This is a genomic window from Burkholderia pyrrocinia (assembly GCF_003330765.1).
Lineage (GTDB): Bacteria > Pseudomonadota > Gammaproteobacteria > Burkholderiales > Burkholderiaceae > Burkholderia > Burkholderia pyrrocinia_B.
In genome coordinates, this window is the sequence record NZ_CP024903.1 from 1,758,638 (window position 1) to 1,772,258 (window position 13,621).

The 13,621-nt window shown below is 68.2% G+C and carries 10 protein-coding genes; 2 read left to right on the forward strand and 8 right to left on the reverse strand.

Going from position 1 to position 13,621, the window contains the following annotated elements; all coding sequences use genetic code 11:
• Positions 1 to 19: 19 nt before the first annotated feature.
• The 8 genes from CUJ89_RS25460 to CUJ89_RS25495 all read right to left on the reverse strand — a co-directional run bounded on the left by CUJ89_RS25460 (position 20) and on the right by CUJ89_RS25495 (position 9,381).
• A complete protein-coding gene (locus CUJ89_RS25460) occupies positions 20 to 847 on the reverse strand; it encodes a M55 family metallopeptidase (protein WP_114180137.1) in 828 nt (275 codons plus the stop codon).
• The gene (locus tag CUJ89_RS25465) at positions 844 to 1,926 is read right to left on the reverse strand and encodes a P1 family peptidase (protein WP_114180138.1); all 1,083 of its coding nucleotides are present in this window, start codon (positions 1,924 to 1,926) and stop codon (positions 844 to 846) included. The genes CUJ89_RS25460 and CUJ89_RS25465 overlap by 4 nt, the downstream gene beginning before the upstream one ends.
• On the reverse strand, positions 1,926 to 2,819 hold the full coding sequence (gsiD, locus tag CUJ89_RS25470; protein ID WP_114180139.1) for a glutathione ABC transporter permease GsiD: 894 nt from the start codon (positions 2,817 to 2,819) through the stop codon (positions 1,926 to 1,928). The genes CUJ89_RS25465 and gsiD overlap by 1 nt, the downstream gene beginning before the upstream one ends.
• A 7-nt stretch (positions 2,820 to 2,826) precedes the next feature.
• Positions 2,827 to 3,747 carry a glutathione ABC transporter permease GsiC gene (gsiC, locus tag CUJ89_RS25475; RefSeq protein WP_114180140.1) on the reverse strand — a complete coding sequence of 307 codons (921 nt, stop codon included), beginning with the start codon at positions 3,745 to 3,747 and terminating at the stop codon, positions 2,827 to 2,829.
• A 67-nt stretch (positions 3,748 to 3,814) separates the two neighbouring features.
• Positions 3,815 to 5,377, reverse strand: coding sequence for a glutathione ABC transporter substrate-binding protein GsiB (gene gsiB, locus CUJ89_RS25480; protein WP_114180141.1), 1,563 nt, complete (start codon positions 5,375 to 5,377; stop codon positions 3,815 to 3,817).
• 129 nt (positions 5,378 to 5,506) lie between these two features.
• Complete coding sequence (locus CUJ89_RS25485; RefSeq protein WP_114180142.1) at positions 5,507 to 7,408, reverse strand: dipeptide ABC transporter ATP-binding protein; 1,902 nt, start codon at positions 7,406 to 7,408, stop codon at positions 5,507 to 5,509.
• Between the two features lie 27 nt (positions 7,409 to 7,435).
• Positions 7,436 to 8,440, reverse strand: coding sequence for an isoaspartyl peptidase/L-asparaginase family protein (locus CUJ89_RS25490; RefSeq protein WP_114180143.1), 1,005 nt, complete (start codon positions 8,438 to 8,440; stop codon positions 7,436 to 7,438).
• The gene (locus CUJ89_RS25495) at positions 8,437 to 9,381 is read right to left on the reverse strand and encodes a MurR/RpiR family transcriptional regulator (protein WP_114180144.1); all 945 of its coding nucleotides are present in this window, start codon (positions 9,379 to 9,381) and stop codon (positions 8,437 to 8,439) included. Before CUJ89_RS25495 ends, CUJ89_RS25490 begins: the two co-directional genes overlap by 4 nt.
• Before the next feature lie 468 nt (positions 9,382 to 9,849).
• Between CUJ89_RS25495 and CUJ89_RS25500 the strand changes: the two genes are divergently transcribed.
• Together CUJ89_RS25500 and CUJ89_RS25505 are read left to right on the forward strand one after the other, a co-directional pair.
• Positions 9,850 to 11,121, forward strand: coding sequence for an MFS transporter (locus tag CUJ89_RS25500; protein ID WP_114180145.1), 1,272 nt, complete (start codon positions 9,850 to 9,852; stop codon positions 11,119 to 11,121).
• A gap of 25 nt (positions 11,122 to 11,146) precedes the next feature.
• A complete protein-coding gene (locus CUJ89_RS25505; protein WP_114180146.1) occupies positions 11,147 to 13,567 on the forward strand; it encodes a glycoside hydrolase family 31 protein in 2,421 nt (806 codons plus the stop codon).
• Positions 13,568 to 13,621 lie beyond the last annotated feature (54 nt).

Below are 13,621 nucleotides of genomic sequence, written 5' to 3' on the forward strand. Positions count from 1 at the left end.
GCCATCATGGCGGCGCGCATCACCGCAGCATGAACGACATCGCCGACAGGCTGTTCAGCGTGCGCACCACATGCTCGACCGAAGGCCCGTCGAAACGCAGCGTCACCGCATCGACACGCTCGAGCGACGGCAGCACGCAGAACAGGTCGGCCAGCGCGGCCGTCTGCACGCGCAGCGTGCACGCGGCCGGCGCGGGCCGATGGGCACCGGCGCGCAAGCCTGCCGACAGCGCCCGCGCAACCGTGTCGCGTGCGGCGGTCGCGATTCGGGCACACGATGCGGCGGGCGTGAGCGTGTCGCCGCTCGATGCGCCGCCGGCCGTCTTGACCGTCTCGAAACACGCATCCGGAAACAGCGGCTGCGTTTCCTCGGCGAACACGTCGTCGCCCGTTGCCAGCGCGACGTGCGCGCCATATTCGCGCGCCAGCGCGCCGTACAGCCCGGCTTCGCCGAGTTCGACGCCGTTCAGCCACACCTGCGTGAACGCGAAGCTGTTGATCGTGTGCGCGAGCACGCCGCGCGTCTGCGATTTCGCGTGATAGCCGATCATGAACACGAGGTCGGGCTGCTGCTCGAGGCCCGCCATCATCCCGAGCGTGCGCGGCTTGCCGAGCACGACGCGCGTGCGCGCATCGAGCCCGTCGGGCAGCAGGTTGCGAAAGCCGCCATGCGAGTCGTTGATCCAGACGGCCTGCGCGCCGCCCGCGAACGCGCCTTCGATCGCCGCGTTCGCCTCGGCGGTCATCCAGCGGCGCGCCCGCTCGTATTCGGGATTGCCAGCACGCGTCTGCTCGGTGGCGAACACGCCGGCGACACCCTCGATGTCGGTCGAGATCAGGATCTTCATGAATGGGTCAGACGTCCTTCGTTGCCTTCGTTGAACAACCGGTCGAGATCGGGCACGGCGTCGCGCAGCGATTGCCGCACGTGGCCGTCGCGCCCGGCAACCGTCACGGCCTGCAGCAGCGCATCGGCGATCGCGTGCTCGACGCTTTCGGCCGCGGCCATGAACAGCGGATCGAGCGCCGCATCGGCTACGAGGGCCGGCAGCGCGACAGTCGACGCCTCGTGCGCGATCGTGTACGCGGTCGAGAATGCGAGTGCGATGTCGCCGCTGCCGTGCCCGTAGACGGAACCGGTGCGGGCCAGCCCCGCGCCCGCGCGGCGCGCGAGCCGCGACAACTGCCGCGTGTCGAGCGGCGCATCGGTGGCCAGCAACAGGATGATCGAGCCCTGCTCGGGCGGCGCCGCGTGCGCGGCCCCGGCCGCGCGCCGTTGCGCGACGATGCGTCCGAGCGGCACGCCGCCGAGCGCCAGCATCGGCAGCCGGCCAAAATTCGCGAGCACGAGCGCGCCGACCGTATAGGGCCTGCCGGCTGCGACGGCGACGCGCGACGCCGAGCCGATCCCGCCCTTCAGGTCGAAACACGACATCCCGCGCCCGGCGCCCACCGCGCCGCGCACGACGTCGCGCGACGCCGCGCGGCACGCGTCGTCGTAATGCGCAGCCGTCACCGCGAACGCCTGGAGATCGTTCAGATAACCGTCGTTGCACTCGAACACGAGCGGGTTGACGGTCGGCCAGTCGCGGCCGATCTGCGGATTCGCCGCGATCGCCGCACGGATCTGCGCGTGCGCGACCGCGCCGACGCTGAACGTGTTGGTCAGCGCGATCGGCGTATCGAGCGTGCCGAGTTCATCGACCTGCACCAGCCCGACGCTCTTGCCGAAGCCGTTGATCACGGCCGCGCCGGCCGGCACCTTGCTGCGGTACACATCGCCCGGATGCGGCCTCACGACGGTCACGCCCGTCTGCACGTTGCCGGCGGCGAGCGTGCAATGGCCGACCGTCACGCCCGGCACGTCGGCAATCGTGCCACGCGGCCCGGCCGGCAGCGTCGCGGCCCGCATCGGTGCAGCGCGCATCAGCGGCGCTCCAGCTTCGGATCGAGCGCGTCGCGCAAGCCATCGCCGAGCAGGTTGAACGCGAGCACGGTCAGGAAGATCGCGAGGCTCGGGAAGACCGCGATGTGCGGCGCCGTCACCATGTCGGCGCGGGCCTCGTTGAGCATCGCGCCCCACTCCGGCGTCGGCGGCTGCGCGCCGAGCCCGAGAAACGAAAGGCTCGCGGCCGTGATGATCGACGTGCCGATCCGCATCGTGAAGTAGACGACGACCGACGACACCGTGCCGGGCAGGATGTGCCGCATGATGATCGTCCAGTCCGACGCGCCGATGCTGCGTGCGGCCTCGACGTAGGTCATGTGCTTGAGCATCAGCGTGTTGCCGCGCACGAGCCGCGCGAACGCCGGGATGCTGAAGATCGCGACCGCGCAGATCACGTTGATCATCCCGTTGCCGAGGATCGCGACCACGCCGATCGCGAGCAGGATGCCCGGGAACGCGAACAGCACGTCGGCCACGCGCATCGTGATGCGGTCCCACCAGCCTTCGTAGTAGCCGGCGAGCAGCCCGAAGAACGTGCCGATCAGCGCGCCGAGCGCGACCGAGAAGAAGCCGGCCGCGAGCGAGATGCGCGTGCCGGCGATGATCCGGCTGAAGATGTCGCGACCGAGCGAATCGACGCCGAACCAGTGCACGGCCGACGGCCCCGCGTTCAGCGCGTCGTAGTCGAAATAGTTCTCCGGATCGAACGGCACGATGTGCGGGCCGACGAACGCCAGCACGACGAGCGCCAGCACGAAGCCGCCCGCGACGAGCGCGACGGTCTGCTTGCGGAACTTGCGCCAGAATTCGCGCCACGGCGTGCGGATCGTGTTCGGCGCGGCCGGCGCCGCGGTCTGGACAGTCGCGTTCATGTGCGCCTCACTTGAACCGGATGGTCGGGTTGATGACCGCGTACAGCACGTCGACGGTCAGGTTGATCAGGATGAATTCGAGCGAGAACAGCAGCACGATCGCCTGGATCACCGGGTAGTCGCGCATCGTCACCGCATCGACGAGCAGGCGCCCGAGCCCCGGCCAGTTGAACACCGCCTCGACGACGATCGAGCCGCCGAGCAGGAAGCCGAACTGCAGCCCCATCATCGTGACGACCGGGATCATCGCGTTGCGCAGGCAGTGCTTGAGCACGACCATCGGCTCGTGCACGCCTTTCGCGCGCGCGGTACGCACGAAATCCTCGTTCAGCACCTCGACGAACGACGCGCGCGTGAAGCGCGCCATCACGGCCGCGACCGCCGCGCCGAGCGTCAGCGACGGCAGCACGTAGCTCTTCCACGTGCCGTCCGGCACGACCGGCAGCCAGCCGAGCTTCACCGAGAAGATCTCCATCAGCAGCATGCCGAGCGCGAACGCGGGAAACGAGATGCCCGACACCGCGATCGTCATCCCGAGGCGGTCGGGCCAGCGATTGCGCCACACCGCGGACGCGATCCCGATCGCCATGCCGAACAGCGTTGCCCACACCATGCTGACGAGCGTCAGCATCAGCGTCGGCATGAAGCGCTCGCCGATCTCGGTCGATACCGGCCGCTTGCTGCGCGTCGACATGCCGAAATCGCCGTGCGCGATCTTCACGAAGAAGTTCGCGAACTGCGCGGGCAGCGGCCGGTCGAGCCCGAGATCGGCGCGCACGAGCGCGACCGTCGCGTCGTCGGCTTCCGGCCCGGCCGCGAGCCGCGCCGGGTCGCCCGGCAGCAGGTGCACGAACAGGAACACCAGCACCGCGACGATCGCGAGCGTGGGCAGCAGGCCGAACAGGCGTTTGACGAGGAAATTCAGCATGGGGCACCGGTCGGGTCAATGCGCCGGCGGACTGCTCCGCCGGCGCTGCATGGCAGGTGGCGCGCTGTCACTTCAGCGAGATCTCGTCGAAGTTGAACGAGCCGTCCGGCATCACGTACATCCCGTGCAGACGCTTGCTGCGCGCGTAGACGATCTTCTCCTGCACGAGGAAGATCCACGGCGCGTCGGCCCAGATCTGCTTCTGCGCGTCGGCGTAGAGGGTGCCCTTCTTCGTGCGGTCGGTCGTGGCGAGCGCCTGCGCGAGGTCGTCGTCGACAAGACTGTTCTTGTAGTACGCCGTGTTGTACAGCTTCGGCGGTGCCGACGCCGAAGCAAGCAGCGGCGACAACGCCCAGTTCGCCTCGCCGGTCGACGCCGACCAGCCGCTGTAGTACATCCGCACCGGTGCCTTCGCCGGATCCTGGGCACTCTCCACCCGAGCGACCCGCTCGCCGGCCTCGAGCGCCTGCACCTGCACCTTCACGCCGACCTGCGCGAGCTGCTGCTGGACGAACTGAATCAGCTTCTGCGCCGTCGTGTGATTGTAGGCGGACCAGAGCGTCGATTCGAAGCCGTTCGGATAACCGGCTTCCTTCAGCAATGCGCGTGCCTTCGCCGGGTCATACGGCCAGGGCCCGAGTTTCGTTGCGTATTCGACGCCCATCGGCGCGACCCCCGTCTCCGGTGTCGCGTAACCGGCGAACACGACCTTCGCGAGCGCATCCTTGTTGACCGCGTAGTTCAGCGCTGCACGCACCTTCGGGTTATCGAACGGCTTTTGCTGCGTGTTCAGCGAAATGTAGCGTTGAATGATCGACGGCGCCTCGATCAGGTCCACCTTCGGACTGCTTTTCAGATCGTTCGCCTGCTCGAACGGAATCGTGAATGCGAAATCGGCCTCGCCGGTCTTGATCAGCGCGGCGCGCGTGTTGTTGTCGACCACCGGTTTCCAGTCGATCGCATCGATCTTCGGATAGCCCTTCTTCCAGTAACCGGTGAATTTCTTCACCTTCATGTCGTCGGTCTGCTTCCATTCGACGAACTCGAACGGCCCGGTGCCGACCGGATGCAGCGACACGTCGCGCCCCCACTTCTTCAGCGCGGCCGGCGAAATCATCACCGCGGACGGGTGCGCGAGCGTGTTGATGAACGCCGAGAACGGTTCGCGCAACGTGAACCGCACCGTGGTCGGATCGACCACTTCGGTCTTCTCGATCACCCGGAACAGGCCGTAACGCTTCAGCTTGTTCGCCGGATCGGTCACGCGGTCGAAATTCGCCTTCACCGCAGCGGCATTGAAATCGGTGCCGTCTTGGAATTTCACGCCCTGGCGCAGTTTGACCGTATACACCTTCGCGTCCGGCGACGCCGTGTAGCTGGTCGCGAGCACGTTGACGAGCTTCATGTCCTTGTCGAAACCGAACAGGCCTTCGTAGAACGACTTGACGACAGCCTGCGACACCGTATCGTTCGCGTCGTACGGGTCCATCGTCGTAAACGTCGAGTACACGGCGACCACGACGTTCTGCTGCGCGAACGCGGGCACCGCGGCCGACAACGCGAGCGCGCCGGCACCCGCAGCGAGCAGCGCGCGCGGACGGAACATCGGGAACGAATGCGGTTTGTTCATCTTGCTTGGCTCCTGTGGATGGTTCGGTGACGCGTGGTGGGATTCGCGGCGGGACTGCACCCGCTCGGGGAAATAGCGCCTTTGCCTGGCGCGTGCGCAACTGCGGTCCATGATCGGCCCCTCGCGAAATCAGTACGCGCCGCCGACGCGATGCGTCGCGACGTAATGATCGGGGCCGACCGCGACGAGCGGTGCGACGACCGGCTCGTCGCCGGCCGCGCGGATCGGGCTCGGGATCTCGTCCGCCGCGAGCTGGCGCGGCGCATGCCGGCGCGCGGGGTCGGCCACGGGCACCGCGCTCATCAGCTTCTTCGTGTACGGATGCTGCGGCGCCTCGAACACCGCGCGGCGCGGGCCGATCTCGACGATCTGGCCGAGATACATCACCGCGACGCGATGGCTGATGCGCTCGACGACGGCCATGTCGTGCGAGATGAACAGGTAGGCGACGCCGAGCTCGCGCTGCAGGTCGAGCATCAGGTTGACGATCTGCGCCTGCACCGACACGTCGAGCGCGGACACCGACTCGTCGGCGATCACGACCTTCGGGTTCAGCGCGAGCGCGCGCGCGATCGCGATCCGCTGGCGCTGGCCGCCCGAGAATTCGTGCGGATAGCGGCGCGCGGCCTCGGGCGGCAGGCCGACCTTGTCGAGCAGCCAGTCGACGCGCGCCTGCGCTTCGCGGCCGCTCGCGACGCCGTGCACGAGCAGCGGTTCCATGATCGAGAAGCCGACAGTCAGGCGCGGATTCAGCGACGCGAACGGATCCTGGAAGATGAACTGGATGTTCCGGCGCAGCGCCTGCAGGTCCGGGCCCTTCAGCGCGCTGATGTCGCGACCGTCGAATTCGATCGAGCCGCTCTGCGATTCGACGAGGCGCAGCAGCGAACGGCCGGTGGTCGACTTGCCGCAGCCCGATTCGCCGACGAGCGCGAGCGTCTCGCCCGCGCGCAGCTCGAAGCTCACGCGCTCGACCGCATGCACGAACTGCGACACGCGGCCGAACACGCCGCTCTTCACCGGAAAGCGCGTGACGAGGTCGCGCACGCGCAGGATCGGCGCCGCCGCCTGATCGACGGGCGGCTGCGCATCGTCGTTCGCCGCAGACGCAGACGCTGGTGCCGCCGCACTCGCGCCGTCCGCCTTCAGCAGCGGGAATTTCTCGGGCACGTCGGTGCCCTGCATCGCACCGAGCCGCGGCACAGCCGCGAGCAGCGCGCGCGTGTAGCGATGCGCGGGCGCCGCGAAGATGCGCTCCGACTCGCCCTCCTCGACCTTCTCGCCGCGATACATCACGAGCACGCGGTCGGCCACTTCGGCCACCACGCCCATGTCGTGCGTGATGAAGATCACGCCCATGTTCATTTCGTCCTGCAGCCCGCGAACCAGTTGCAGGATCTGCGCCTGGATCGTCACGTCGAGCGCGGTCGTCGGCTCGTCGGCGATCAGCAGCGCGGGCCGGCACGACAGCGCCATCGCGATCATCACGCGCTGCCGCATCCCGCCCGACAACTGGTGCGGATAGCGCGCGAACACGCGGCGCGCTTCCGGAATGCGCACGAGATCGAGCAGCCGCAGCGCTTCCGCGCGCGCTTCGGCCGCCCCCTTCGACTGGTGCAGCGCGATCGCCTCGCTGATCTGGTCGCCGACCGTGAACACCGGGTTCAGCGACGTCATCGGCTCCTGGAAGATCATCGCGATGTCCGCGCCGCGGATGCCGCGCATCGTCGCGGCGCTCGCCTGCGCAAGATCGACGAACGCGCCGCCGCGGCGCCGGAACGCGATCCGGCCGCCCGTGATCTCGCCGCCGCCATGCTCGACGAGCCGCATCAGCGCGAGCGACGTGACGGACTTGCCCGAGCCCGATTCGCCGACGATCGCGAGCGTCTCGCCGCGATCGACGTGAAACGACACGTTGCGCACCGCGTCGAACGTCGCGCCTTCGCGGCGGAACGTGACCGACAGGTCGTCGACGGCGACGACGCGCTGCTCGGGCAGCGCCAGGCCGGACGGGTTTCGGCTCGAAGTCATGGGTGGGTCTCCTCGTGCGATCCGGAATCAGGCCGCGTCGTCGCGATAGATGCCGACGACGGGCGCTTCGCCGACGCGCGCGTAGCCGCGATACATCCCTTCGGTGTTGAACGGCATCGCAACGTTGCCGTGCGCGTCGACCGCGACGATCCCGCCGCGGCCCGCCAGGCGCGGCAGCTTGTTCATCACCACGTCGTGCGCGGCGTCGGCGAGCGACGCGCCGCGATACGCGATCTGCGCGGCGACGTCATACGCGGTCGCGAGCCGGATGAACATCTCGCCGGTACCCGTCGACGACACCGCGCAGGTTGCATCGTCCGCATAGCAACCGGCACCGATGATCGGCGAATCGCCGACCCGCCCCGGCTGCTTGTTCGTGATGCCGCCGGTCGACGTCGCCGCCGCGATATGGCCGTGCAGGTCGCACGCGACCGCGCCGACCGTGCCGTGCTTGCGGTCCGGATCGAGCGGTTCGGCCGGCTGCGGCTGCGACTGCGGCTGCGATGAGCCGAACGTGAACGTCGCCGCATCGTGGTCGAGCATCGTGCCGGCCGCCGCTCGCGCCTTGATCCACTGCGCATGACGCGATTCGGTGCCGAAGTAACCGGGTTCCGCGAGTTCGAGCCCCTGCGCGGCCGCGAACGCATCGGCGCCCGCGCCGGCGAACAGCACGTGTTCGCTCGCCTCCATCACGCGCCGCGCGGCGAGGACGGGATTGCGCACGCGCGTCGCGCAGCAGATCGCGCCGGCGCCGAGCGTCGCGCCATCCATCACCGCCGCGTCGAGTTCGTGCTTGCCTTCGGCCGTATACACGGCGCCACGCCCGGCGTTGAACAGCGGACAGTCCTCGAGCATTCGGACCGCGACGGTGACGGCGTCGAGCGCGCTGCCGCCGTCGGCCAGCACCTGCTGCGCGGCCTGCAGGATCGCGGTCAGTTCGGCGCGGTACTGGCGTTCGGTATCGGTATCCATCGCATTGCGCAGGATCGTGCCTGCACCACCGTGAATCGCGACGATCGCGGGAGAAGTCATGATTTTTTCGGACGGGGGGAAGAAGGGTTGGCGGCCGGCAGCGCCGCTTGCGGCTGCACGAGCCACGGCAGCAGGAATTCGGTCATCTCGGCGGCGGACTTCGCGGACCGGTGCGTGCGCAGCGCGACCGCGTCGATCAACGCCTCGATCATCGCGAGCACGGCCGCTTCCGACGTGGCCGCGAAGCGCCGCTCGGCCTTGACGTACAGGTTCAGCGACGCGATCGGCGCAAGCGGCGATTGCGGGCCGTCGGAAATGCCGAGCACGCGCGCGCCGCGCGCCGCCGCGCGGCGGGCCAGCTCGATCGTGTCCTTCACGTAGCGCGGAAACGCGAGCGCGATCACGAGATCGCGCGAGTCGGCCGTATACAGGCGCCGCGCCGCGTGCGAAGGGCCGCCAAGCAGCGCCAGCGACTGCACGCTGTCGTGGCACACCGACAGCCCGTGCTCCATCAGCCCGGAGAGAAACGCGCTCGACCCCGCGCCGAGGATCAGCACGCGCCGCGCGCCGACAATCGCCTCGACCGCGGCCTCGACATCGGCCGCGTCCAGTTGCGCGCGCGTGTTCTCGATGTTCGCGACGGCCTGGTCGAACACCGCGTCGATCCATGCGGCGCCGCGTACGCCAGGCTCCTGCTCCTGCGCCGAGCGCAGCCGTTCGACCGGCCCGAGCGTCGCCTCGAAACCGCGCACGAGCGCCGCGCGCATCGCCGGATAACCGTCGAAGCCCAGCGCCTTCGCGAAGCGGTTCGCGGTTGCGATCGACGCATTCACGGCCTGCGCGAGTTCGTCGATTCGCATCGTCGCCGCGCGAAACGGATTCGCGAGCACGAACTCGCCCATGCGCCGGTGAATCGGCGTCATCAACGGCATCGCCGACGCGATCCGCTCGGCGATCGCGGGTTCGTCGTGACTGGCGTCGTGCGAAACGAGAGGCGTCATGCGAAGGGTCGTTGCAAGGATGATGAAAATCAATTTACACAATCCGGACCCAGAAAAGAAATAAATTTTCATCAGGGTTGTCACGCCCCATCCGGCGCCCACCGAGCGCTCGGCCATCGCTCAGCCCCACCGCACGGTGCCTTCGGCATGCGACCGCCGTACGTCTCCGCGCGCGCCGCCACTCTTCCATCGGGAAAACCCCGAGCAAGTTCGTTCGAACGCAAATTCACGTTGACCGGATTCGCATTCGAACATAGGATGTTCGAAAATGATCAGTCGTCAGATAACTTCCGTATTCAATGACGACGGAATGTTCGCTTGAACACCGATATTTCGATATAAACCGGAAAATCCGGCGCCCATCAAGATCGGACATCGTACAAATCGACAAGACAAGCCATCCCGGACGGATGGCCCTCATGGATCGGGCAGGCGCCGCGCGCCTGCCCTGCCCGACAGGAGACAGCAGTGAAGACAGTCAAGGCGTTGCGCTGGTGGATCATCGTGCTCGTATGTGTCGGCACGATCCTCAACTACCTCGCGCGGAATTCCCTCGCGGTGCTCGCCCCCGAGCTGAAGCAGGTATTCGCGATCTCGACGCAGCAGTATTCGTACATCGTCGGCGCATTCCAGATCGGCTACACGATCATGCAGCCCGTGTGCGGGTTCGTCGTCGACCTGATCGGGCTGCGGCTCGGGTTCGCGCTGTTCGCGATGCTGTGGTCGGTGGTCGGCGTCGCGCACGGCTTCGCGTCGGGCTGGCTGTCGCTCGGCATCCTGCGCGGCTTTCTGGGGCTGTTCGAGGCCGCCGCGATTCCGTCGGGGATGAAGGCCGTCGCCGAATGGTTTCCCGATCGCGAGAAATCCGTCGCGGTCGGCTACTTCAACGCGGGCACGTCGCTCGGCGCCGCGATCGCACCGCCGCTCGTCGTGTTCCTGTCGATGCGGTTCGGCTGGCAGGCCGCCTTCATGGCCACCGGCGCGCTCGGGTTCGTGTGGGCCGCGCTCTGGTACACGCAATACCGGTCGCCTGCGGATCATCCGCGCATCACGCCGCAGGAGCGTGCGCTGATCCGCGATGGCCAGACGACGATGCCGCCCGTGTCGAAGCGCCGCATTCGCGACGTCGTCACCGCGCGGCGCTTCTGGGCCATCGCGCTGCCGCGCTTCTTCGCCGAACCCGCATGGCAGACCTTCAGCTTCTGGATTCCGCTGTACCTCGCGACCGAGCGCCACATGGCGCTCGCGCAGATCGCGATCTTCGCGTGGATGCCGTTTCTCGCGGCCGACCTCGGCGGCATCGCGGGCGGCTACCTGTCACCGTATCTCGTGAAACGATTCAAGCTGCCGCTCGTGTGGTCGCGGGTCGCCGGCGTCGCGCTCGGAGCGGTGCTGATGCTCGGGCCCGCGCTGATCGGGCTCGTGTCGTCGCCGTACACGGCCATCGCGCTGTTCTGCGTCGGCGGCTTCGCGCACCAGATGATCTCCGCGCTCGTCAACACGCTGTCGGCCGACGTGTTCGATGCCGAAGAAGTCGGCACCGCGAGCGGCTTCGCCGGGATGGCCGCGTGGATCGGCGGGCTCGGTTTCTCGCTGCTGGTCGGCGCGCTCGCCGACAAGATCGGCTATGCGCCGCTGTTCGCGTGCCTCGGCCTGTTCGACATCATCGGCGTCACGCTGCTCGCGGTGCTGATCCGCGGGCAGTCGAAGCAGGAACGCCTGCTCGCCCAGCACGCCTGACCTTCGCTCTCACAGGAACACCTTCATGACTTCGCTTCTTCATCCGCCCGTGTTCCGCCTCGCCGGCCGGCACGCGAACCGCCTGCTGCTCGCGTCCGATGCGGGCGCAACCGTCGAGATCTTCGTGCTCGAGGACGACATCGTGCGTGTGCGCGTGCTGCCCGATGCGACGGCGCGCAACCCGCGCACGTGGTCGATCGCGCCGGGCCTCGACGACGTACCGCTCGACGGGCGCGACCGCGTCGACCTGACCGGCTTCGCGCTGCCCGCGTACGATCTCGCCGAAGACGACGACGGCCTGCGCGTCGAAACCGCGCAGATCCGGCTCGCGGTGCGCTGGCAAGGCGGCCATTGCACGTGGTCGATGCGCGGCGCGGACGGCGCGTGGCGCGTCGCGCTCGCCGACCGCGCGACGCAGGCGTACAACTTCGGCTGGTGGGACGATCGCGCGTATCACTACGTCGCCCGCGAGCGCGGCGACAAGGTGTTCGGCCTCGGCGAACGCGCGGGCGACCTCGACCGCACGGGCGCGCGCTTCGAGATGCGCAACATCGACGCGATGGGCTACAGCGCGAAGCACACCGACCCGCTGTACAAGCACATCCCGTTCTACATCACGTGGTCGCCCGACGCATGCCAGGGGTTCGGCCTCTTCTACGACACGCTGTCGGACTGCGCGTTCGACATGGGCCGCGAGCTCGACAACTATCACGGCCCGTACCGCTACTTCGTCGCCGAGCACGGCGATCTCGACTACTACTTCATCGCGTCGCCCGACACGCCGCTCGCGGCCGCGCGGCGCTTCACGTGGCTCACCGGGCGCCCCGCGCGCACGCCGAAATGGGGGCTCGGCTATTCGGGCTCGACGATGAGCTACACCGATGCACCGGACGCGCAGCAGCAGATGAACCAGTTCGTCGAGCAGTGCGACGCGCACGACATCCTGTGCGATTCGTTCCACCTGTCGTCGGGCTATACGTCGATCGGCGCGAAGCGCTACGTGTTCAACTGGAACCGCGACAAGTTTCCCGATGCGAAGGGTTTCGTGAAGCACTACCGCGACCACGGCATCCGCCTGTGCGCGAACATCAAGCCGTGCCTGCTGCGCGACCATCCCGCGTTCGACGACGCCGCGCAGCGCGGGCTGCTGATCCGCTCGGCATCAGGCGAGCCCGCATGGGTGCAGTTCTGGGACGAGGTCGGCGCGTATCTCGACTTCACGCAGCCTGACGCCTACCGCTGGTGGCGCGAGCAGGTCACGTCGGCGCTGCTCGAATACGGGATCGAATCGACCTGGAACGACAACAACGAATACGAGATCTGGTCGCCCGACGCGATCGCGCACGGCTTCGGCCAGCCGTTCCCCGCGCGCGAGGCGAAAGTGCTGCAGACGATGCTGATGATGCGCGCGTCGCGCGAAGCGCAGCGCACGCATGCGCCGACGCAGCGACCGTTCCTCGTGTCGCGTTCCGGCGGCGCCGGCATGCAGCGCTACGTGCAGACCTGGTCCGGCGACAACTTCACATCCTGGGAAACGCTGCGCTACAACCTGAAGATGGGCCTCGGGCTCGCGCTGTCGGGCGTGTCGAACATCGGTCACGACATCGGCGGCTTCTCCGGGCCCGCGCCGTCGCCCGAGCTCCTGCTGCGCTGGGTGCAGTTCGGCATCTTCATGCCGCGCTTCAGCATCCATTCGTGGAACGACGATGGCACCGTCAACGAACCGTGGATGTATCCGGAGATCACCGCGCAGATCGCATCGCTGATCAAGCAGCGCTACCGGCTGCTGCCTTATCTCTATCACCTGTTGTGGCTGTCGACGACGCGCTACGAGCCCGTGCTGCGGCCGACCCTCGCCGATTTCCCCGGCGACGCGCGCTGCTACGACGAGTGCGACGACATGATGCTCGGCGACGCGCTGCTCGTCGCGCCGGTCGTCGATCCCGGCCGCGCGGAGCGCACGGTGTACCTGCCGTCGGGCGCACGCTGGATGTGCTGCGCGAGCGCGCAATCGTTCGACGGCGGCGCGAGCGTGACGCTGCCCGCGCCGCTCGACACGCCGGTGATGCTGCTGCGCGAAGGCCGCGTGCTGCCGCTGAACGTCGCGGAACAGCATTTCGGCGCACGTGCCGACACGCGCGGCTTCCTCGTCGCGCCGCGCATCGAGGACGGCGTCGCGTACGGCGAATGCGTCGAGGACGACGGCGAGACTGAAGCGTGGCGCGACGGCGAATACGGACTGTGGCGGATCGAGACCGGCCGCGAGGCGTCGGGCGTGCTCGGCGTGTCGGTCCGCTGGGACGGCCGCCCGGGCCGCCCGGCCGACCGCGTCGAGATCCTGCTGCCCGCGTCGCTGCAAGGCCCGGTCGCCGTCCGCGGCGCGCGCGTCGAGCAGGACGCGCAGGACGGCGCATGGCGCCGCATCGTCGTCGCGTTCGCTGGCTGACGCGCCCCATACCGATCGGGCGGGCCGTTCGTGCGGCCTGCCGCTCAACCACAG